Consider the following 20,562-nt stretch of genomic DNA (forward strand, 5'->3'; position numbering starts at 1 on the left):
GATTATTTTTTAATGATAAAAAATTATATTGATGAAAATGACCTTGATAACCTGTTAACAAGCCTTAATAAGATACAAGAAATTGTTGCCGCAGTAAAGATTGATCCGAAAAAAATAAAATCACGCGAAAATCTCTTATTTTAGCGCAAATTTTTGAGGTGTCATCGTTACACTATTTACAGCCGATTAAGCCTGTTTTAACCAGATAAATATGAAATTACAACATAACCGAACTAAGATTGTCGCCACAATGGGGCCCGCATCGGCAAAAAAAGATGTTTTATTAGCCATGATAAGGGCCGGTGTTAATATTTGCCGCCTTAATTTTTCACACGGAAAAGCCCAGGACCATAAGGCAGTAATCGATACCATTCGCGAAATTAATGACCAGTATAAAACCAATGTAGGTATCCTTGCTGACCTGCAGGGCCCGAAAATCCGTATCGGGTTGGTAAAAGATGGCGGTATACACCTGGTTAATGGTACACGTATTAATATTACAACGCACGAATGCATAGGGAGTGAAAATGGTATATATATCACTTATGAAACCTTTCCGCAGGATGTGCAGCCGGATGAAATTATTTTGCTGGATGACGGAAAAATCCAGATGCGGGTGATTGAAACCAACAGGCAGGATACAGTAGTTTGTGAAGTGGTGCATGGCGGGATTTTAACCAGCCGTAAAGGTGTAAACCTTCCCAATACCAAAGTATCTATCCCAAGCTTAACCGAAGAAGATCTTGAAAATTTAAAATATGCCCTTGAATGGGATGTGGACTGGATCGGCCTTTCATTTGTACGTACCGGTCAGGATATTTTAGACCTGAAACGCATTATCAGCGAAAGTGGAAAAGCGGCTAAAGTGATCGCCAAGGTTGAAAAGCCCGAAGCGATTGATAATATCGATGCTATTATAGCCGCTACCGACGGTGTAATGGTTGCCCGTGGCGACCTGGGCGTTGAAATGCCTTTGGAAGAAGTTCCGCTACTGCAAAAGATGATCGCCCGCAAATGCCGCGAGGCCTCAAAACCGGTAATTGTTGCCACCCAGATGCTGGAATCAATGATCACTACCCCGCGCCCAACCCGTGCCGAAGTAAACGACGTTGCCAATTCAGTACTTGATGGCGCTGACGCCGTGATGCTGAGCGGTGAAACATCTGTTGGCGAGTTCCCGGTGATCGTTATTGAAACAATGGCCAAAATTGTGCGAAATGTGGAAGAGCTTGGCTATCCGTTTAATATGGATAAATCAAGCAAAAAAGATCCGTCTTCACCTGATTACCTTATCGACGCCGTTTGCGGTTCGGCAGTTTATTTAGCTGAACACACCAATGCCGCCGGTATAGTTTCCATGACATCGTCGGGTTATACAGCCTTTGAAATATCAAGCTACAGGCCTAAAGCCGGCACTTATATTTTTACTTCAAACAAACACCTGTTAAATGCCTTAAGCCTGCTTTGGGGCGTAAAAACATTTTATTACGATAAGTTAGAAAGCACCGATCAAACCATAAGCGACGTAAACAATATCCTTAAGCAAGCTAACCTGGTACAGGAAGGTGATGTGGTGATCAATACCGCCGCTATCCCTATCAGGAAACAGGGAAAAACCAATATGCTTAAGGTGGCGATTATTGAGTAGTTCTAAGTCTAAAGTCCTAAGTCTTGAGTCTAAAGCCTGATTTTATTGGCGATATCGACTTAAGACTCCGGACTTAAGACTTTAAAAAACACCTGCCTCACATACCTTTAAAAATAAATTATCAAGGTTGGCAAAATAATAATCCCAATAATTCCTGATCTTTTTCATAGCCGTAATTTTTTGTCAATCTATTTTTTAGACAAAATTAAAAACGATTAGTTTAAAGCTTTTTTATGGGGGGCTGTAAATACTCCCCGGTATTACCTGGCACGTTCATAATCCAGGATAACAATCCCCGACCGTAGCGCGTTGGCGGATTTAAGTTTTAAAGGGTGCCGGGTGGTGATGCCATTAAACAATGGTTTTCCCTGGCCGAAAATTACCGGGTTAACAATAAACCGATATTCATCAACCAGGTCGGCTTGCGATAAAGCGCTTACGATGCCGCTGCTGGCGAATATGACGATGTTTTTTCCTGATTCTTCCTTTAATTTAGCCACCGTTGTTACCATGTCATCCTTCGCCAGCGAGATATTATCCCATTTTCCCCAGGGTACTTCGGTCAATGTTTTTGAGAAAACTATTTTGGTTGATTTATTCATAAAATCCGCCGCCGGGTCATCGGCAATGGTTTTGCCGGGCCAGTAGGCCGAAAAAAATTCGTACGTAACCCGTCCCATTAAAACGGTGTCCGACCTGTCAAAGATAGATTCCATCGGCTCGAATAGCTGGCTATCGAAAGTGAAGCCTGAAAGATCCCTGTTTGGCCCTTCAAAAAAACCGTCGACAGAAATGGTATTGGAGATGATTAGTTTTCGCATAGATAAATAATACTTTATTTAAAGCTATAAAAATTAATGGGTTGGCCGTGATCTTGCTCAATAAAAATTTCAGCCGATAGATTTTATGGCGTGTCTTTCAAAGTGATTCTCCTGTTATCTTCGTTAAATTTTGTTAAACCCGGCAGGTTTATCACCCCTCTGCAATAATAATAACAGATAAACTTTTACCTTTAGGCCAAGGTTTCTTATTTTCGCAACATAACATGGTAAAATGTGAGTTTGAATGGTGAGCTGAAAGGCATTCACTAATTATAACTAACTAATAACCAATGACAAAACAACATGGAAGAGTTCGAAGAAAGTGCATCGGCAAAAAAAACAAAAACGATATATATATCTACCGTTTTTGGCATTGCCATGGTATTATCAATGGTTGGCTTACTGGGCCTTATTTTGGTTGAAGCCAACAACCTGTCGAACTATGTGAAGGAAAACATCGTATTGAATGTGTACGTGGATGATGCCGCGCATGAATCAGATGTAATGCAGTTGCAGAAACAGATTGAAACCAACCCCGTGGTAAAACAGGCGCAATATGTAAGCAAAGAGCTTGCGGCCCGCAACCTGCAAAAAGACCTGGGCGAAGATTTTGTAAAGTTTTTAGGCTATAACCCCCTTTCCCAATCAATAGACGTTTATTTAAAGGCCGAATACGCCAACAACACTGATATTGGAAAGTTTAAGGCTGAACTGTTGAAAAACCCTGTGATCAAAGAAGTGAAGTATCAAAAATCACTGGTCGACCAGATGAACGAGAATATCACCACTATCAGCCTGGTGATTTTGGTTTTTGCAGGGATCTTTGTGGTGCTGTCGGTGGCGTTGATCAACAATACTATCCGCCTGGCCATTTACTCCCAGCGCTTCCTCATTAAATCGATGCAGTTGGTAGGCGCTACGAAGGGTTTTATCCGGAAACCGTTTTTGCTTTATGGTATCTGGCATGGGATATTAGGTGCGCTGATCGCTATCCTCATTTTGGTGGGTACCCTCAGCCTGGCTTATAAAGAAATACCAGATCTGGTGATATTGCGCAATTACACCGAATTTGGCCTTATCTTTTTCGTGCTCATTGGCCTTGGAATCTTTATTTCGGGCTTCAGCACGTTTTTGGCAGTTAATAAGTTTTTACGTTTAAAAATATATAATCTTTATAGGTAAAACCTGCCGGCAGGCAGGGGCGAAAGGTAAAAGCTGAAAGGTTTTGTTTGAGCTTTAAATCGCTAATTCACTAATTTAACAATTCAATTATTAATAAGATATGGCACAACAACCTGCTAAACCGGTAACGCCGGTTAAAATAACTGCTCCGGCAAAGCCCGTAGTAAAAGCACCTGATACTAATTCATTGCATTTTATATTTGATAAAGGCAATTACCGCCTGCTGATCATTAGTATCGCGGTGGTGGCTTTCGGTTTTATCCTGATGTCAGGCAATACCGATATTTACAGCACCACCAAAATTGTGATCGCCCCTTTAGTGGTACTTGGCGGTTTTGCAATCGGTTTTTTCGCGATATTTAAGAAACCGTCGGTTAATAGTTAATAAAAGTTATAAGCGTTGTAAGGGTTAGAAAGGTTGCAATGCGACTTTTTTTAACTTGTGCAACACTTACAACATCTGCAACCTTTACAACTTATTCAACCAATTCACATGAACATCATCCAGGTTATCGTCCTTGCAATTATTGAAGGATTAACTGAATTTTTGCCGGTTTCTTCAACCGGGCACATGGTTATTACCAGCTCACTAATGGGCATAAGCAAAGACGAGTTTGTTAAACTTTTTGAGATTGTTATCCAACTGGGTGCTATATTGGCTGTAGTGGTGCTTTACTTTAAACGCTTCTTTCGTTCGGTTGATTTTTATGTAAAGCTGGTAATTGGGGTAATCCCTGCGGTTATTTTAGGCCTTTTGCTTAAAAAGTATATCGATAAATTACTTGAGAGCCCGCTCGTGGTTGCTTTTGCATTTGTTATCGGTGGCTTCATCCTGCTTTTTGTGGATGAATGGTTTAATAAACCAACCATCGATGATGAAAGAGAAATCAAACACATGACTGCTTTTAAGATCGGTATTTTTCAATGTTTGGCAATGATTCCGGGGGTATCACGGTCTGCGGCATCCATTGTGGGCGGGATGACACAAAAGTTGAGCCGCAAGGCCGCTGCCGAATTTTCATTCTTCCTGGCGGTACCCACCATGTTTGGTGCAACGGTAAAAGACCTTTGGGATTTTCATAAAGCCAATACCTTAACTGCCGACCAGATGCATGATGATATTAAATACCTGGTTATTGGCAGCGTAATTGCATTTTTTGTAGCCTTATTAGCTATTAAAAGTTTTATAACGTTTTTGGAAAAGAAAGGCTTTAAGCTTTTCGGATATTACCGGATCCTTGCCGGAATAGTGATTATCATCTTATATTTTGCAACTACTGCGCTACATAACGGTTAATCAAACCGTAGAGCTGCGCCGAATATTCGGGGCGGCTCTACCAATTTCAATATAACAACCGGTCGTAAGGGTATCTTTCAATATGAATAGCCTTCACTTCTTCATATAAAAGCGACCTGAATTCTTCTATATTTTCCTTTTTAGTGGCTGATATAAAAATGGCGGGACTGTTGTTTTTAGCCATCCAGCTGTTTTTAAAATCGTGCAGGGTTAGTGGCTCCGCCTGCGCTTCCATGTCATGCTGAAGCGGCTTAAAAGCATCTATTTTATTGAATACCGTAATGGTCTTTTTATCGATAGCGCCAATATCTTTCAGGGTTTCGCTTACCGTGCGGATCTGGTCCTCAAAATTAGGGTGCGAAATATCCACCACATGAACCAGGATGTCCGCTTCGCGTACCTCGTCCAGCGTCGATTTAAAACACTCCACCAAGTCGTGTGGCAATTTGCGGATAAACCCTACAGTATCTGACAACAAGAAAGGCACGTTTTCGATCACTACTTTCCTTACGGTTGTATCCAGCGTAGCAAACAGTTTATTCTCGGCAAAGACCTCCGATTTGGAGATCATATTCATAATGGTTGATTTCCCCACGTTGGTATAACCCACCAAAGCCACGCGGATCTGCTGGCTCCGGTTTTTACGCTGTGTGGCGTTTTGTTTATCTATCAGCTTCAGCTTATCCTTCAGCAGATCTATCTTGTTTAAGATCAAACGACGGTCAGTCTCGATCTGTGATTCACCCGGGCCGCGCATCCCGATACCGCCTTTCTGGCGTTCAAGGTGGGTCCATAAGCGGGTCAAACGGGGCAGTAAATATTGTAACTGCGCCAGCTCCACCTGCGATTTTGCCTGGGCAGTTTGTGCCCGGCCCGCAAAAATGTCCAGGATGAGGTTATTCCGGTCCAGGATCTTTACCTGTAATTCATTTTCAATGTTACGCAACTGCGAGGGGGTGAGTTCGTCATCAAAAACCACCATATCTATCTCTTCAGCCGTAACAAATGCTTTGATATCTTCCAGCCTGCCCGAGCCGACAAAGGTGGCCCTGTCAGGTCGCGTCAATTTCTGCGTAAAACTTTTTACTGTTTCCGCGCCGGCGGTGGCCACTAAAAACTCCAGCTCCTCCAAATATTCTTTCGCTTGTTCATCTGTTTCACCCTGGGTGATCACCCCAACCAAAACAGCACGTTCCTGCTTCACAGCAGTATCATAAAATTTTTGTTTCATTAAGTAAATGATTTAACAATCAGGGTGCAAATTTAGTGAAATGCAGGGGAATAGAAGCGTATCTGACGTTCGGTTTATTTTTAACACAGAGAGAACGCAAAGAATTCGCGGTGTACACAGAGGATTTTATTTCTCTCCGCGCCCTCAGTGTCTCCTTCGTGACCTCTGCGGTTATTTTTTTTGCAATTTATTACTTACTATGCATATCCATATAATCCAAAGTTAAATTACACAATGCCTTTACCCCCAATGCAAATCCGCTTTCATCAATAAAAAAATCGGGCGAATGGTTTGCGGGTGTAGTTTTTGGGTCACCGCCTTTGGGCATGCCGCCTAAAAAGAAAAACAAACCCGGTACTTTTTGCTGGTAAAAACTAAAGTCTTCAGCGCCGGTTACCGGCGGGCCTGTACTTACATTTGCGGCGCCTGCGGTTTGCTGCAAAGTAGCAGCCATTTTAGCGGTTAGCGCAGGGTCGTTATAGGTAACCGGGTAATTATTGCCCATGGTTACTTTTGCAGTTGCGCCCTGCATTTCGGCTGTTTTAGTGGCAATTTCATTTACCTTATCCCAAAGCAGTTTTTTATCCGCATCGGTGAACGACCGCAAGGTGCCGTCCATTTCCACGGAATCAGGGATGATATTGCCGCGGTTGCCGCCTTTGATGGCCCCGACGGTAACAACAGCCGGGTTTTCAGTAAGGTTTATATTGCGGCTTACGATGGTTTGCAGGTTATTAATGATCTGTGCCGAGATCACTATCGGGTCGGTACCCATCCAGGGCATAGCGCCGTGCGACGATTTACCCTTTACCACCATATGGAAGCCATTTACCCCCGCCATCTCGCCACCGGGCCGGTAAACAATAGTGCCCGTTGGGATATAAGAAATAATGTGCTGTCCGAAGATCACATCCACCTTTGGATTTTCAAGCACGCCTTCCTTAACCATTTCTTCGGCGCCGCCAACTTCTCCCGGCGCCAAACCTTCCTCGGCAGGCTGAAAAATAAATTTTACAGTGCCGTGCAGCTGGCTTTTCATTGAGGCGAGTATTTCAGCAACGGCCATCAGCATCGCCATGTGCGAGTCATGCCCGCAGGCATGCATCACCCCCACGGTTTGGCCCATATAGGTCGTCTTAGCTGTTGAAGCGAATGCAACGGGTGTACGTTCGGTAACCGGCAAGGCATCCATTTCGGAGCGGAGAGCAACCACCGGACCGGGCTTGCCGCCGCGCAGGATACCAACTACGCCAGTTGTAGCTATGCCCGTTTTCACTTCGAGTCCAAGTGCCCGCAAATGTTTGGCGATGATCTCCGCTGTACGTACTTCATTGTTGCCCAGTTCGGGGTGTTCATGAAAATCCCTGCGCCAGCTGATCACCTGGTTTTCCAGGGAATCAGCCTTTCGTATCACTTCCTTTTTAAGCAGAGTGGTTTGCGCAAAAGCAGGAATTGATAAAGTACAAAAGAGGAGCAGGCAAAGTTTTTTCATCCCGGAGATTTTTCACTAAGATAAAAAGAAGGTGCTGTATTGGAAGCACACCGGTATAAAAAACGAATAGCGTGGCCTTACAAATAAATTAAGCAATATATTTATAAGGATTTTTCTTTATAAATCCAAGTAAATCACAGAAAAAATTACTGTGCCGGGTGTCCCGGGTGTATTCATCCGTGCCGGGTGGTTCATGCGGCCTAAGCGCTTTAGCAGCTGGCGCAGCGATAGTCCGCCGGCCGGTGGGGTCGCATCCACTCAATTTTTTCGCCCGCAAACCATCATGTGGGGGCTAAATGCCAGCAGTTCGCGGTTCTGTTCGTTGGTTTTAAGCAGGTTCATCATGGCGGCCTTCTTTTCGGGGTTCGACCGGCTTTCAAAGTATTTACTATCGAGCCAGATCATCCCTTCCACGGCAAACAATTCCAGGCTGGAGAAGCCCGCCTCCTTTACTTCCTCCAGCAGCTCATTTGGTTTATGAAAAAAGGCCTCGGGCAAAATACCGGGCCAGCTGGCAGGCGGGTTATGGATGCCGGTTTGCAGTTCGCTCAGGCACATGGCATAAAACTGCGGATCGTGGATCATGCCGTTCAACAGGCCGGTTAATGTGGATACGGTATGGTTAATGGCAAAGCCCAGCAAAACGCCATTGGGTTTAAGTACGCGGTAAGCTTCCTGCATTGCTTTAAGCCGGTCCTCCTTTTTTTGTAAGTGATATAATGGGCCGTGTAAGATCACCACATCGGCAGCGCGGTCTGGAAAGTCCAGCTGCCTTGCTTCACCCAGCATGGACTTAAATGGCTTTTTAAGTTTTGCTGCGCGCTTTTGGGCCTGCTGGATATGTTTATGTACCGGATCGATGAGGTGAACGGTATGCCCCAAGCCGGCCAGCCATTCGGCATAAACGCCCGGGCCGCCGCCAACATCCATAATGACCCCGCTTTTTGCCGGCAAATGGCGGGCAATCAGCTCCTGGTTCCGCTCCAACTCCAAAGGGCCGAGGCCATAAGTTAATCGTTTATCTTCGGCAGCGCCGGCGTAAAATGCATCTATGTCGCTGCTGATGAGCTTATTTTGGGGCATATAATATAAATAGCTTATTTATTAAATATTTTGGCACAATTTACTTGTTTTCAATAAATTACCTTAAATTTAATTTCTCAACCAGTAAATCTTAAATTTATGGAACCATTAGTAAACCAGGACAACGGTAAAACCGTTGGTATTGTTAGCTATCTCACTTTCATTGGATGGCTCATCGCCTATTTCGGCATGCATCAAAGCAACAAAACAAGTTTAGGCAGTTATCAACTGAGGCAAACGCTGCTGCTGCACATTATCTCAACAGGATTATGGATTTTAATGACTTTTGTCTTTGGCGCCATGTTTTTTGTCGGTGGCTTTTGGGCGTTGTATTACCTTTACAGGTTACTTGAACTTGCCCTTTTTGTGCTATGGATCATCGGCCTTATCGGCGCTATAAACGCCGAGGAAAAACCTATCCCCCTAATAGGTAAAATGGCACAGGGTATGTTTGCAGGGATATGATCGGTTCATAGTTCATGGTTGATAGTTCATAGAAGGAACTTTTACCATCGACCATGGTCTATAGATCATTGCCCTACAGCAGCAAAGCGTCCACGTAATGCGCATGCACGATCCCCTCGCATGGCGACCATGAAAACACGGTAAACCTGCCGTCCTGGGATGAAACCAGGGCGACGGCATCACGTTGGTTAAACACAAATTGCGCCGCCGAGAGGTGCCTGGTACCTCCATTTTGTGAAGGATGGATAACCATGCCGATATTACCTATTACAGGTTCGGTCACCAGCATTTGTTCAACTGAGCCGCCGTTTGACGACAGCCCTATTTTAGCGCCGAAGGCAAGCAATTCCATTTCGTCGTTAATGATCGTAGCGCCGTCCACCGCGGTAAGGCCTGCAACATTTTCAACGGTACGGTTAACTTCCTCCTGCCAGTGTACCAGGTCGTGGCCGCTTACTTTTTGTTCCATCAATTTCCTGAGCTCATCAAAGGCAGGGGTAACAGGATAGGTGATGGGGTGAATAATGGAATCGCGCCAGGTATCATTATCTTTCGGCACTACTAACAATATGCCGCCATGCCCGTGTGCCCGCATGGAAGCAGCCAATTGCACCAGCATATTTACCGAATCGTTCCACCCGGTTGGGGAATTATAATCAATTAGCGACGTTAGCATGGCGGGGCAGTCGGGCAGGCTCTTACTGTCTTCATCAATGATCTTTATTTCATCTCCTTTTAACACAGCAACGTTGATGAATTTTCCAAAACCTTTAATGCGGCGGTGCTTTACAACTAACAAACCGGGTTCAATAACCTCCAGCACAAAGCAGCAATCGGGTATGGAACGTGTGGTGCCCCAAACATAAAGGTCGCCATTTTCATCATCCCAGATGCCCAGGTGAATGCCCGATCGCTCAACCGCCGGCGCTAGTTTGGTAAGTACATAAGGGGTTAATAATATGCGTTCTTGAAAGACGAGCGGCTGCCCCGCGAGTTGCGGCGGCAAATAAGCCAGTGATATTTTGGGCGACCGGCTCTCTTCCTTTCGCAAACTGGCCCAAAAAGCCACGTCAATTACCGAGCTGATCACCCCGATGGATGGCGCGGGTGCAAGCTCATCGCCCCCTTGCAGCAAAGCGGCCTGCAGCAAACGTTCAAAATGGCTTTCAATGGCGGGAGCGACAGTTGCCGCAGCCTGGTAGGTTGATCTGTAGGTCATTTATACTGGATACAATTTAATATGCCCCTAAATTACCGCTATTATATTTTCAACGCTAAAATTAGTAGGAAGTATTACATAAGGATGGTTATTTAGTGAATGGTTGATTGGGTTAGATTGAGTTGATTAGGTCAGCTAATCAACTACTCACTTAATCAACCCAATCAACTAACTCTCCATAGTATAAAAACCAATATTCGTCGGTATATTCGAGATATCTGTCTGTTTATTTTCTTTTTTAAAAAATATTATTTACAATTGTGTATTATTGACACAATGACCAATTGTATTTAGAACCAATTATCAATTAAACTTTTAAATCATAAAAATGAGAATTACTCACAAACCAATGACTGCGTTATTGGTATTGCTCAGTGCATTTGTGCTGACATCCCATGCGCAGGTTAAAAAACCACTACCCAAACTGGGCAAAAGCAGCCTGAAAGAGGTTGTAGACGCGATGACCGTCGAAGAAAAAGCAAAACTGGTAGTAGGCATGGGCTTTAAGATGCCCGGTATGCCGCCACCTGTAAAAGGCGAAAAGCCAAAACCTATCAATATTGGTGGTTTTACACTCCCTCCTTCTGACCCCGAAGCCTATGATGTACCTGAAAAAGTTGCCGGTACTGCCGGCCGCACTCATGCTATCCTTCGTTTAGGTATCCCGTCCATCACCGTTTCTGACGGCCCGGCCGGATTAAGGATAGACCCCACCCGCCCGAATGATAAAAACACCTATTATGCAACTGCATTCCCGGTAGCTACTTTGCTGGCTTCTTCATGGGATACCGCTTTGGTAAAAAAAGTGGGCGTCGCTTTCGGTAATGAGATCCGCGAGTACGGCGTAGACGTAATATTGGGCCCGGCGCTTAACATTCACCGCAACCCGCTTGGTGGCCGTAATTTTGAGTATTACTCTGAAGACCCATTAGTAGCAGGCAGCATGACAGCCGCCATTGTTAACGGCATCCAAAGCCAGGGCGTTGGTACCTCCATCAAACACTTTGCTGCCAATAACCAGGAAACTAACAGAAACAGCGTTAATACCATTGTAAGTGAAAGGGCGATGCGCGAGATCTACCTGAAAGGTTTCGAAATTGCTGTTAAAGCTTCACAGCCCTGGACAGTGATGTCTTCCTACAACAGAGTAAATGGCACTTATACTTCGGAAAGGCGCGACCTGCAAACTGACATTTTGAAAAGAGAATGGGGTTTTAAAGGCTTTGTGATGACCGACTGGTTCGGCGGCAGTGATGCTGTTGCCCAGATGAACGCTGGGAACGATTTGCTGATGCCGGGTAATCCCGACCAGTCAGATGCTATCGTTGCTGCTGTAAAGACCGGTACTTTAAGCATAGCACAACTGGATGCAAATGTAACCCGGATGCTGAAGATCATCCTTAAATCACCTACTTTTAAAGGCTATAAATATTCTGACAAACCCGACCTGAAAGGCCACGCAGCGGTTTCGCGTATGGCTGCCGCACAGGGCATGGTACTGCTTAAAAACGAAGGCGCCGCCCTACCACTGGCAAAAGGCAAAAAAGTTGCTGTATTCGGCAATACTTCCTATGCCCTGATAGCAGGCGGCACAGGCAGCGGCGATGTGCATAAGGCTTATACCGTAATGTTGCCACAGGGACTGGCCAATGCAGGCATTAAGGTGCAACCTGCGTTAGCTAAAGCGTATGCTGATTACATGGTTGACGCAAAGGCCAAACAACCTAAAAACCCTAATTTCTTTATGGCTCCGCCACCGATCCCTGAAATGGATGCAACCAACCTGGTTGAAAAAGAGGCTGACGGCGCGGATGCAGCGATCATCACCGTAGGCAGAAATGCCGGCGAAGGCGCTGACCGTAAAGTAGAAAACGATTTTACGTTAACTGATGCTGAAAAAGCATTGATCAACAGTGTTTCCAATGCTTTTCATGCCAAAGGCAAAAAAGTAGTGGTTGTGTTAAACATCGGCGGTGTAATTGAAGTTGCCAGCTGGCGCGATAGTGTTGACGGCATATTATTAGCATGGCAGCCTGGCCTAGAAGGCGGCAACGCGATAGCTGATGTATTAAGCGGCAAAGTAAATCCTTCAGGTAAACTGGCATCTACATTCCCGGTTGCTTACCAGGATGTATCGTCAGCAAAAAATTTCCCGGGTAAAGAGTTCCCTCGGCCGGCTGGCCAGGCGCCTAACCCAATGGTTGGAGCTCCTTCAGAAGTGGTTTACCAGGAAGGCGTTTATGTTGGATACCGCTATTACGACTCGTTTAAAATTAAACCGGCTTATGAATTTGGTTACGGCTTATCATACACCAAATTTAAGTTAAGTGATGTAAAAGTGAGCACACCGGAGTTTAAAGGCAGCATCAGCATTAGTGTTACGGTTAAAAATACCGGAAAAGCTGCCGGTAAGGAAGTGGTTCAGCTTTACTTAACTGCGCCAAACCAAACGCTTGACAAACCTGCACAGGAGCTGAAAGCATTTGCCAAAACCGGTTTGCTGGCCCCAGGACAATCGCAAATGGTTACATTAACCCTGCATGCGGGCGACCTGGCCTCATTCTATACTGATAAATCAGCATGGGTAGCGGATGCCGGTGAATATAAAGTACAAATCGGTACATCTTCAAGGGAGATCGCAAAATCTGCGAGCTTTAAATTAGCCAAAGAAATTGTTACCGAAAAAACACACAAATCATTAACACCACAGGTGGCAATTGATGAAGTAATCAACAAATAAGCAATAAACTAAAATAAACTATAAACTAAGCTGAGTCCCGCGACAATTTGTTGCGGGGCTTTTTTTGTTGGAACCAGGATTTGTAGGATTAAAGGATGACAGGATTAATCCGGCTACTTTTTATACCTTCTGCCGGGCATCCTATAATCTTAAATCTTATAAATCCTAGTTTAGACAATTAATATTTTTATTTTCAATATTTATTGAAAGTTTAAATAATTACATTTACATTTGTATACTACAAAAAAAAATCAATCACACCGGCGCAACCCGGTATATTTTTTAAGATTATGTTTCATTAATTATTGAAAATATGAAAACATTAGAAAACCACATCATCCTGTTTGACGGTGAATGCCCAATGTGCAAAGCGTACACCCAGGCCTTCGTCAGCACCGGCATGCTTCCCGCAGATGGCCGCGCTGCTTATCAAAACAATATGGATAGTGTTTGCCCGGTAATTGACAAACAAAGAGCTGTTAACGAGATCGCTTTGATCAACCTCAACAATGGTGAAGTAACCTATGGCATACAAAGCCTTTTTAAAGTGATTGGCAATACCTGCCCGGTATTAAAACCATTTTTCAATTTTAAGCCATTCGCCTGCCTAATGAGTAAGTTTTATGCGTTTATATCCTATAACCGCAGGGTCATCATTCCTGCAGGCACTGCAGGCGATAGTTACCCCTACCAGCCAACTTTTAAATTGCAATACCGCATCGCCTACCTATTGTTCACCTGGTTATGTACCGGGCTTATTCTAACCGGCTATGCGTACCTGCTCACCGGCGTTGTACCATTGGGTGGCCCGTTAAGGGAATATTTCATCTGCGGCGGGCAGCTCATTTTCCAGGGGATCATTATCAGCATTTATGCACCTGACAAATTGTGGGCATACCTGGGCAATATGATGACCATCTCCTTTGCAGGAAGTTTGCTGCTTGCAATTGTGATGATCCTGAACCACTGGATCGCCTTTCCTGCCATAGCCTTCCCCTTATACTTTATGGCAGTAGCCGGCGTGATGTTTTTGGAACACTTCCGCAGAACAAAATTGCTTGGGCTTGGATGGACATTAACCATTACCTGGATTTTGTACAGGCTAATATTGCTGGCTGTAATATTAGCTGCTTAAATTGAATTAGTTTTTAAAAAAAAATGAAATGAAATACAAAAAGATAGTCCTTGCAGGCGGTAACGGTTACCTGGGCAGGGTATTTGCAAATTATTATAAAGACAAAGCCAGCGAAATAATCATATTAAGCCGGCACGAAAAACAAACTGACGCAAACATCCGCACAGTGGTTTGGGATGGTAAAACCTGGGGTAAATGGGCTGCAGAACTGGTAAATGCAGATATCCTCATTAACCTTTGCGGTAAAAATGTGAATTGCCGATACACCGATAAAAACAAGAAAGAAATATTTGCATCAAGATTGCTGCCAACCGAAATATTGGGCAAAACAATCCATGACCTGGTTGAACCTCCCAAACTTTGGATTAACTTATCTTCAGCAACCATTTACCGGCACGCCGAAGATCACCCGCAGGATGAAGAAACCGGTGAAATCGGCAATGGTTTTTCTGTCGACGTTTGCAATGCATGGGAAGCGGCGTCCAACAAATATGATACCCCAAAAACACGTAAAGTTGCCTTGCGGATGGGTATAGTGCTCGGCCGAAGCGACAGTGTTTTCCCGAGGCTGCTTAACCTGGTAAAACTGGGCCTGGGTGGCAAACAGGGTGACGGCAAACAATACGTAAGTTGGGTACATGAGCACGATGCGGCGAGAAGTATTGAATGGCTTGCCGACCACCCGGAACTACAGGGCATATTTAATTGCACAGCACCCTACCCGGTTAAAAATACGGAGTTAATGAAAGTAATACGGAATATTAATGGAAACCTGATCGGGCTGCCTGCACCAAAATGGCTACTGGAAGCGGGCGCCGTTTTTATCGGAACAGAAACCGAATTGATCCTGAAAAGCCGATGGGTATTGCCAAAAAGGTTAATGGATGCTGGTTTTAAATTTGAATTCAGGCACGTTAAGGATGCAGTCAGCGAAATTTTAGGTATTGGAGATTATGCTTTTTTCGATTTTCCGTCACCGTTAAAAACAGCCGATAAACACGCCCGGGTTATAAGTTAACATCTAAAGTATTAAAGAATGTTACGTTGCCGTAAATCATTTTACATCCGGGTAACACTATTCCCGTAAATTGCTGTTAAACTTGCAGTCGCGAATTCAGAAAAAAAGTCGCGGCAGTAACCAATTAATAATAGCATATCAAGTAAATGAAAATCGGAATAGTTTGTTACCCAACCTTCGGCGGCAGCGGGGTTGTAGCCACCGAACTGGGCAAGGGCTTAGCAGACCGTGGCCACCAGGTGCATTTTGTCACCTATAACCAACCTGCCAGGCTCGACCTGTTTTCAGAAAACCTGTTTTACCATGAGGTTTCGGTATCCAACTATCCCCTTTTCGACTTTCCACCGTACGAATTGGCGCTGGCAAGCCGCCTGGTTGACGTGGTGAGGTTTGAAAAACTGGATGTACTGCATGTACATTATGCTATCCCCCATGCTTCTGCTGCTTTTATGGCCAAACAGATCCTGATGACCTACGGCATCTATATCCCTGTAGTAACTACGCTGCATGGTACAGATATTACGCTGGTAGGGCGCGATCGTACCTTTAAACCAGTGGTTACCTTTTCCATTAATAAGTCTGACGGGGTAACGGCCGTTTCGGAACATTTGAGAAACGATACTTACCAGTTTTTTGAAATTGAAAATGACATTAAAGTAATCCCCAATTTTATCGACCTTAAACGATTCAATCTTAAGCCAAAGGATCACTTTAAAAAGGCTATCGCGCCTTTCGGTGAAAAAATAGTAGTTCACACTTCCAACTTCCGCAAGGTGAAACGCACAGAAGACGTAATCAAAATATTTGCGCGGCTGGTTGAATCTATCCCGGCTAAATTACTAATGGTTGGCGATGGCCCGGAACGCTCATACTGCGAGCAATTGAGCCGCGACCTGGGCGTAAATGATAATGTGCGGTTTTTGGGAAAACAGGATGCGATCGAGGAGATCCTTTCTGTATCCGACCTTTTTTTAATGCCTTCTGAATCGGAAAGCTTTGGTTTAGCTGCTCTTGAGGCAATGGCCTGTAAGGTTCCGGTGATTACTTCAAACGCGGGGGGCTTACCCGAACTAAATATTGACGGCGTAACTGGTTTCTTAAAAGATGTGGGTGATATTGAAGGCATGGCTGAAAAAGCCATTTACGTACTGGAAGATGAAGAGCGCCTGAATACTTTTAAAGAAAATGCCCTTGCCCGTGCCAAAGAATTCGACCTCGCCAATATACTGCCGCTTTACGAAAATTATTATGTTGAGGTGATTGAAAAATGCAGGGAAAAAGCTATTTAAGGACGTGAAAGGATAAAGGTAAAAGGCGAAAGGTTTGTCTTAAGTTATTCACTTTTTACCCTTCGCCTTTGGCCTCTCACCTAAAACTTATTCAGCCGGTGCAAACTTCAAACAAACGGGATTGCCTATTTCGAGGCCGCCTGCCAGTCTGAATAATTTACCTGAAGCTTTATCGATCAGGTAAACAAAGATCATATCGCTGCCCTGGTTGGCGACTACCATGAATTTGCCCGTAGGGTCAATGGCAAAATCGCGCGGGTTTTTACCATCCGTTGTTACGCGCTGGCTAAATATCAATTTGCCGTTATCCGGGTCAATTGCATAAACAGATATCTCATTGGTGTCTAAACGATTGGATGCGTATAAAAACCTTCCGTCCGGCGAAATATGGATTGCAGCTCCCGCAGTTTGCCCTTTAAAACCATCGCGAAGCAAAGTAATGGATTGGGTTTCTTTCAATTTACCGTTATCATAATCGAAAACATGAACATTTGAACCCATTTCAGTTACCAGGTAAACATGTTTTTTATCATTCGAAAAAACAATATGCCGCGGTCCTTCACCCCCGGGTACGCTTACAAACGGTTCATCAGCGGGGGTTAATGGCTCAGGGTGCGACGCGTGATAACGCATCACATTCAATTTATCAGTACCCAGATCGCTGTACAAAAGATATTTTTCATCGGGCGATAACTGGGCAATATGCACATGCGGGCCTTCCTGCCTGTCCTTGTTAACGCCCTGGCCCTTGTCCTGGATCAATTGAGAAACAGGCGCCAGCGAGCCATCTTTATTAACCGGCAAAACAGCCAGGTTACCGCTGCTGTAGTTGGCAACAAAAATATTTTTTTGGTCTTTATCCACCGAAACGTAGCATGGGTCGGCGCCTCTTGTTGATTGCTTATTTATAAAAACAAGTTTACCCAGTTTCGGGTCGAAAGTAAATGAGCTCACTGCGCCATCTTTCCCGTCTTCATTTACAGCATAAACAAATTTGCTATCACCTGACAAGGTGAGATAGGAAGGATTGCTTACGTCATCAATTTCATTTAAATATGCAAGCTTGCCTTTTTCAGCATAAAAACGATATACATAAATGCCTTTGCTTTTCCCCTTGGTATAAGTGCCTATAAGCAGGTCGAAAGTGGTTGGGGTAGTTTTTTTATGCTGGGCATAAGTAAATACCGGGCAGATCAGCGAAATTATTAGCAGGAGCTTTCTCATCATACAATACATTGGTTATTGCACGCAAGATAGTATTTTGAGGTGAAAGGAAAAAGGTTAAAGGCGAAAGGCAGAACATTAATGATTCTTTTACCTTTCGCCTTTTACCTTTCACCTAATTAAATAAGGTGTTTCAATTGTATGATCTCGCTTTCGTCAAGGTACCTCCAGCGTCCGCGGGGAAGGTCCTTTTTGGTAAGGTTGGCGTAAACCACCCGGTCGAGTTTTACTACTTCGTACCCCAAATGTTCGAAGATCCGGCGTACAATACGGTTTTTACCGCTGTGGATCTGGATGCCAACTTCTCTTTTTGATCCCCCGGATACATACGAAACCGAATCAGGTTTTATTAAACCATCCTCCAGTTCAAGGCCGTAGGTGATCTTGTTAAGGTCGCCTTGGGTAAGGCTTTTGCTTAATTCAACCTGGTATAATTTAACAATATTGTTACGCGGATGCGATAGTTTATCAGCAAGATCGCCGTCGTTGGTCATTAAAAGCAGGCCGGTAGTATTCCTATCTAAACGCCCGATAGGGTAGATCCGCTCCTTGCTGGCTTTTTCAACCAGGTTCATTACCGTGCGGCGCTCATGCGGGTCTTCTGTTGTAGTAATATAATCTTTTGGTTTATTTAACAATACATAAACCATTTTCTCGCGTTTCAGCATTTCGCCATTATAGCGCACCTCATCTTTCAACGGATCAACTTTATGGCCCAATTCTGATATCACTACACCATTTACGGATACAACGCCGGCTGCAATCAACTCATCAGCCTTACGGCGCGAACAGATGCCTGCGTTTGAAATATAACGATTCAGCCTGATCAGGCCTGTATCCTTACTTTCTACAGCTTTTTTACGGCCGCGTAAAGTTTTTGCCGGCGCGTCCTGGTCGGGTGTAATTTTATCGTAGCTTGGTTTTGAACGTTGCGGGCGATCAGCACTAAAGGGCCTGTCAGCTTCCCGTTTTTTAAATCCTCCGGCGCCGCCTGGTGCAGGCCTGTCAGCTTCCCGTTTTTTAAATCCTCCGGGGCCGCCTGATGCAGGCCTGGCAGAAAACTTTTTATCTGCGGGTTTACCACCGCCAAAACTTCTTTTCGGTTTTTCGTCACCACTAAATTTTGATGGCGCCGATCTTTCTCTTGATGTAAATGCTTTTTTGCCTCCTGATGACTCACTGCCGAAGCTCTTTGGCGGGCGGGCATCGTTATCGGCTACGCGACCTGTATAAGGCCTGCTCTTGGGTGCAAATGGTTTCTTTCCGCCCGATGATTCGCCGCCGAAACTTCTTTTTGGCCGGTCATCATTATCAGCAGGGCGCCCGGTATATGGCCTGCCCTTTGGGGTAAATGATTTCTTTTCGCCGCCGCTAAAGCTGCTCGCAGGTTTGTCGCCATCACTTTGCCTGCTTTGATAAGGCTTGCTGCCTGAAGACGAAAAAGATCTTTTCTCGGCCGGGCGCTCGCTGTAATCTTTGCGGGGTGGTTTGCTGCTATCGGAGCGATCGCTGCTTTTTGCAGAATTTCCCCGTGATGAGGATGCTCTTTTTGGCCTGTCATCGGACTTTGAAGCCCTGTTTGATGATCTGCCGGATTGGTCGTTACGACTGCTCCCTGGTTTCTTAAATACCATAGTTTTTAATTTAGCGCTTTCTCAGCGTGAAGGGTCAAAGTTACTGTTTTTGGGGCGATAATTATAATTTTTTTCAACCGCTCAAAATCTTGCTTTAGAGCTTTTAAAGCGTGTTTTTGAACCAAAAACCAATGTTTTCAAAAGTCACAAAAAGCTAAGTATTTGATAATGTGCTTTATGTAAATTACCTTTGCAGCACATTCTACCAAATGTACAGCTTATGATAAAAAAAGAAATGACTAAAAAACACTTGATTACGTGCTCCGTAATAATTGTGCTGGTTATCATTTCAACGCTTAATATTTACAGCGCAATGGGAAGCAAAATAGCAGTTGAACCGGCATTAAAGCCGGTGGATACTGTGGCCGCCCCCATTATAAAAGCTGTAAATTTTGTCCCAAAAAGCATTGCAGCCGAAAATGATTTTAGCTTCGCTAACGAAGCTTTACCTATTAATGATGCCAGTGTAAAACGCAAATTACAGCGTTCGCTTGTTAAGCATAATTTCAGAAATATCAGGACAAACATCCTCCAGACAAAAGCCTTGCAATTATTCCCCATCATTGAACCTATTTTAAAAGCTTACGGCATTCCCGAAGACTTTAAATATATCCCTCTGGTTGAGTCGGGCCTTTGCGAAGGTACATCTCCAAGGGGAGCAAAGGGAATATGGCAGTTTATGCCAGGCACGGCGCGCACTTATGGCCTGAAAGTTCGGGACGGGGTTGATGAGCGTATGAATACCCGCAAATCTACCATCGCAGCTTGCAAGTACATTAAGGAACTTTATGTAGAGTTTAATAGCTGGACTTTAGCAGCTGCGGCGTATAACAATGGTGAGAACCAGATTGAAAGGGCTATAAACAGGCAAAACGAGGATAATTATTTCCTGATGCATTTGAATGGCGAAACCGCTGCCTATGTTTATAACATTATCGCCATGAAACAAATTATCAGCCAGCCCGGAAAGTATGGCTATAAAACCTATTTAAAACCTAACGAGCTATTTGCGTATAACTGATCAGTTTACCATTAGCACGTAAAAATTTATATTACGGAGCACTTAAAGGCCGGACTTCCAGGT

The 20,562-nt window shown here is 44.3% G+C and carries 18 protein-coding genes; 11 read left to right on the top strand and 7 right to left on the bottom strand.

The genetic code is table 11. The annotated features are described in order from the left end of the window. Positions 1-12 precede the first annotated feature (12 nt). Together QZY09_RS08230 and pyk are read left to right on the top strand one after the other, a co-directional pair. Positions 13-144: a hypothetical protein gene (locus QZY09_RS08230; RefSeq protein ID WP_295670974.1), complete on the top strand. Its 132-nt coding sequence runs from the start codon at positions 13-15 to the stop codon at positions 142-144. A 67-nt stretch (positions 145-211) separates the two neighbouring features. After that, positions 212-1,648: a pyruvate kinase gene (gene pyk / locus QZY09_RS08235; RefSeq protein ID WP_295670855.1), complete on the top strand. Its 1,437-nt coding sequence runs from the start codon at positions 212-214 to the stop codon at positions 1,646-1,648. A gap of 260 nt (positions 1,649-1,908) precedes the next feature. On the opposite strand, the gene QZY09_RS08240 is transcribed toward pyk, so the two are convergent. Then, the gene (locus QZY09_RS08240) at positions 1,909-2,469 is read right to left on the bottom strand and encodes a dihydrofolate reductase family protein (RefSeq protein WP_295670858.1); all 561 of its coding nucleotides are present in this window, start codon (positions 2,467-2,469) and stop codon (positions 1,909-1,911) included. 303 nt (positions 2,470-2,772) lie between these two features. Between QZY09_RS08240 and QZY09_RS08245 the strand changes: the two genes are divergently transcribed. The 3 genes from QZY09_RS08245 to QZY09_RS08255 all read left to right on the top strand — a co-directional run bounded on the left by QZY09_RS08245 (position 2,773) and on the right by QZY09_RS08255 (position 4,948). After that, entirely contained in the window at positions 2,773-3,651 is an 879-nt protein-coding gene (locus tag QZY09_RS08245; protein WP_295670861.1) for a permease-like cell division protein FtsX, read from the top strand. A gap of 100 nt (positions 3,652-3,751) precedes the next feature. Then, positions 3,752-4,036 (top strand): DUF3098 domain-containing protein, encoded by a 285-nt coding sequence (locus QZY09_RS08250; protein ID WP_295670865.1) that lies wholly within the window; start codon positions 3,752-3,754, stop codon positions 4,034-4,036. Positions 4,037-4,144: 108 nt separating this feature from the next. After that, positions 4,145-4,948 (top strand): undecaprenyl-diphosphate phosphatase, encoded by an 804-nt coding sequence (locus tag QZY09_RS08255; RefSeq protein ID WP_295670869.1) that lies wholly within the window; start codon positions 4,145-4,147, stop codon positions 4,946-4,948. Between the two features lie 46 nt (positions 4,949-4,994). Here QZY09_RS08255 and hflX read toward each other — a convergent pair whose 3' ends face one another. From hflX to QZY09_RS08270, 3 genes are all read right to left on the bottom strand, one after another. Then, positions 4,995-6,179, bottom strand: a complete 1,185-nt coding sequence (gene hflX, locus QZY09_RS08260; RefSeq protein WP_295670874.1) for a GTPase HflX — start codon at positions 6,177-6,179, stop codon at positions 4,995-4,997. 190 nt (positions 6,180-6,369) lie between these two features. Continuing rightward, positions 6,370-7,671 (bottom strand): amidohydrolase, encoded by a 1,302-nt coding sequence (locus QZY09_RS08265; protein ID WP_295670877.1) that lies wholly within the window; start codon positions 7,669-7,671, stop codon positions 6,370-6,372. A gap of 258 nt (positions 7,672-7,929) precedes the next feature. Further along, positions 7,930-8,754: a class I SAM-dependent methyltransferase gene (locus tag QZY09_RS08270; RefSeq protein ID WP_295670880.1), complete on the bottom strand. Its 825-nt coding sequence runs from the start codon at positions 8,752-8,754 to the stop codon at positions 7,930-7,932. Between the two features lie 99 nt (positions 8,755-8,853). Here QZY09_RS08270 and QZY09_RS08275 point away from each other — a divergent pair, with 99 nt between their 5' ends. Further along, the gene (locus tag QZY09_RS08275; RefSeq protein WP_295670883.1) at positions 8,854-9,219 is read left to right on the top strand and encodes a hypothetical protein; all 366 of its coding nucleotides are present in this window, start codon (positions 8,854-8,856) and stop codon (positions 9,217-9,219) included. Between the two features lie 73 nt (positions 9,220-9,292). Here QZY09_RS08275 and QZY09_RS08280 read toward each other — a convergent pair whose 3' ends face one another. Then, positions 9,293-10,438, bottom strand: a complete 1,146-nt coding sequence (locus QZY09_RS08280; RefSeq protein WP_295670886.1) for a putative sensor domain DACNV-containing protein — start codon at positions 10,436-10,438, stop codon at positions 9,293-9,295. A 328-nt stretch (positions 10,439-10,766) separates the two neighbouring features. On the opposite strand from QZY09_RS08280, the gene QZY09_RS08285 reads away from it, so the two are divergent. The 4 genes from QZY09_RS08285 (at position 10,767) to bshA (ending at position 16,620) form a co-directional block, all read left to right on the top strand. Beyond that, a complete protein-coding gene (locus QZY09_RS08285; RefSeq protein ID WP_295670888.1) occupies positions 10,767-13,178 on the top strand; it encodes a glycoside hydrolase family 3 C-terminal domain-containing protein in 2,412 nt (803 codons plus the stop codon). A gap of 313 nt (positions 13,179-13,491) precedes the next feature. Continuing rightward, on the top strand, positions 13,492-14,313 hold the full coding sequence (locus QZY09_RS08290) for a DUF393 domain-containing protein (RefSeq protein ID WP_295670890.1): 822 nt from the start codon (positions 13,492-13,494) through the stop codon (positions 14,311-14,313). Between the two features lie 28 nt (positions 14,314-14,341). Beyond that, the gene (locus QZY09_RS08295; RefSeq protein ID WP_295670892.1) at positions 14,342-15,331 is read left to right on the top strand and encodes a TIGR01777 family oxidoreductase; all 990 of its coding nucleotides are present in this window, start codon (positions 14,342-14,344) and stop codon (positions 15,329-15,331) included. A gap of 146 nt (positions 15,332-15,477) precedes the next feature. Beyond that, positions 15,478-16,620 (top strand): N-acetyl-alpha-D-glucosaminyl L-malate synthase BshA, encoded by a 1,143-nt coding sequence (bshA, locus tag QZY09_RS08300; protein WP_295670896.1) that lies wholly within the window; start codon positions 15,478-15,480, stop codon positions 16,618-16,620. A gap of 87 nt (positions 16,621-16,707) precedes the next feature. On the opposite strand, the gene QZY09_RS08305 is transcribed toward bshA, so the two are convergent. Beyond that, a complete protein-coding gene (locus tag QZY09_RS08305) occupies positions 16,708-17,847 on the bottom strand; it encodes a lactonase family protein (protein WP_295670900.1) in 1,140 nt (379 codons plus the stop codon). Positions 17,848-17,963: 116 nt separating this feature from the next. Further along, positions 17,964-19,478, bottom strand: a complete 1,515-nt coding sequence (locus QZY09_RS08310; RefSeq protein ID WP_295670903.1) for a pseudouridine synthase — start codon at positions 19,476-19,478, stop codon at positions 17,964-17,966. A 235-nt stretch (positions 19,479-19,713) separates the two neighbouring features. Between QZY09_RS08310 and QZY09_RS08315 the strand changes: the two genes are divergently transcribed. Next, positions 19,714-20,499, top strand: coding sequence for a lytic transglycosylase domain-containing protein (locus QZY09_RS08315; protein ID WP_295670906.1), 786 nt, complete (start codon positions 19,714-19,716; stop codon positions 20,497-20,499). Positions 20,500-20,562: the final 63 nt, after the last annotated feature.

It is taken from the genome of uncultured Mucilaginibacter sp. (assembly GCF_903913935.1).
GTDB lineage: Bacteria > Bacteroidota > Bacteroidia > Sphingobacteriales > Sphingobacteriaceae > Mucilaginibacter.

Excerpts from the sequence above, each read along its gene's own strand:
- QZY09_RS08245 (WP_295670861.1), top strand. The coding sequence starts at position 2,773 with ATGGAAGAGTTCGAAGAAAGTGCATCGGCAAAAAAAACAAAAACGATA.
- hflX (WP_295670874.1), bottom strand. The coding sequence starts at position 6,179 with ATGAAACAAAAATTTTATGATACTGCTGTGAAGCAGGAACGTGCTGTT.
- QZY09_RS08275 (WP_295670883.1), top strand. The coding sequence starts at position 8,854 with ATGGAACCATTAGTAAACCAGGACAACGGTAAAACCGTTGGTATTGTT.
- QZY09_RS08280 (WP_295670886.1), bottom strand. The coding sequence starts at position 10,438 with ATGACCTACAGATCAACCTACCAGGCTGCGGCAACTGTCGCTCCCGCC.
- QZY09_RS08315 (WP_295670906.1), top strand. The coding sequence starts at position 19,714 with ATGACTAAAAAACACTTGATTACGTGCTCCGTAATAATTGTGCTGGTT.
- pyk (WP_295670855.1), top strand. The coding sequence starts at position 212 with ATGAAATTACAACATAACCGAACTAAGATTGTCGCCACAATGGGGCCC.
- QZY09_RS08270 (WP_295670880.1), bottom strand. The coding sequence starts at position 8,754 with ATGCCCCAAAATAAGCTCATCAGCAGCGACATAGATGCATTTTACGCC.
- QZY09_RS08230 (WP_295670974.1), top strand. The coding sequence starts at position 13 with ATGATAAAAAATTATATTGATGAAAATGACCTTGATAACCTGTTAACA.
- bshA (WP_295670896.1), top strand. The coding sequence starts at position 15,478 with ATGAAAATCGGAATAGTTTGTTACCCAACCTTCGGCGGCAGCGGGGTT.
- QZY09_RS08290 (WP_295670890.1), top strand. The coding sequence starts at position 13,492 with ATGAAAACATTAGAAAACCACATCATCCTGTTTGACGGTGAATGCCCA.
- QZY09_RS08240 (WP_295670858.1), bottom strand. The coding sequence starts at position 2,469 with ATGCGAAAACTAATCATCTCCAATACCATTTCTGTCGACGGTTTTTTT.
- QZY09_RS08250 (WP_295670865.1), top strand. The coding sequence starts at position 3,752 with ATGGCACAACAACCTGCTAAACCGGTAACGCCGGTTAAAATAACTGCT.
- QZY09_RS08295 (WP_295670892.1), top strand. The coding sequence starts at position 14,342 with ATGAAATACAAAAAGATAGTCCTTGCAGGCGGTAACGGTTACCTGGGC.
- QZY09_RS08265 (WP_295670877.1), bottom strand. The coding sequence starts at position 7,671 with ATGAAAAAACTTTGCCTGCTCCTCTTTTGTACTTTATCAATTCCTGCT.
- QZY09_RS08305 (WP_295670900.1), bottom strand. The coding sequence starts at position 17,847 with ATGATGAGAAAGCTCCTGCTAATAATTTCGCTGATCTGCCCGGTATTT.
- QZY09_RS08255 (WP_295670869.1), top strand. The coding sequence starts at position 4,145 with ATGAACATCATCCAGGTTATCGTCCTTGCAATTATTGAAGGATTAACT.
- QZY09_RS08310 (WP_295670903.1), bottom strand. The coding sequence starts at position 19,478 with ATGGTATTTAAGAAACCAGGGAGCAGTCGTAACGACCAATCCGGCAGA.
- QZY09_RS08285 (WP_295670888.1), top strand. The coding sequence starts at position 10,767 with ATGAGAATTACTCACAAACCAATGACTGCGTTATTGGTATTGCTCAGT.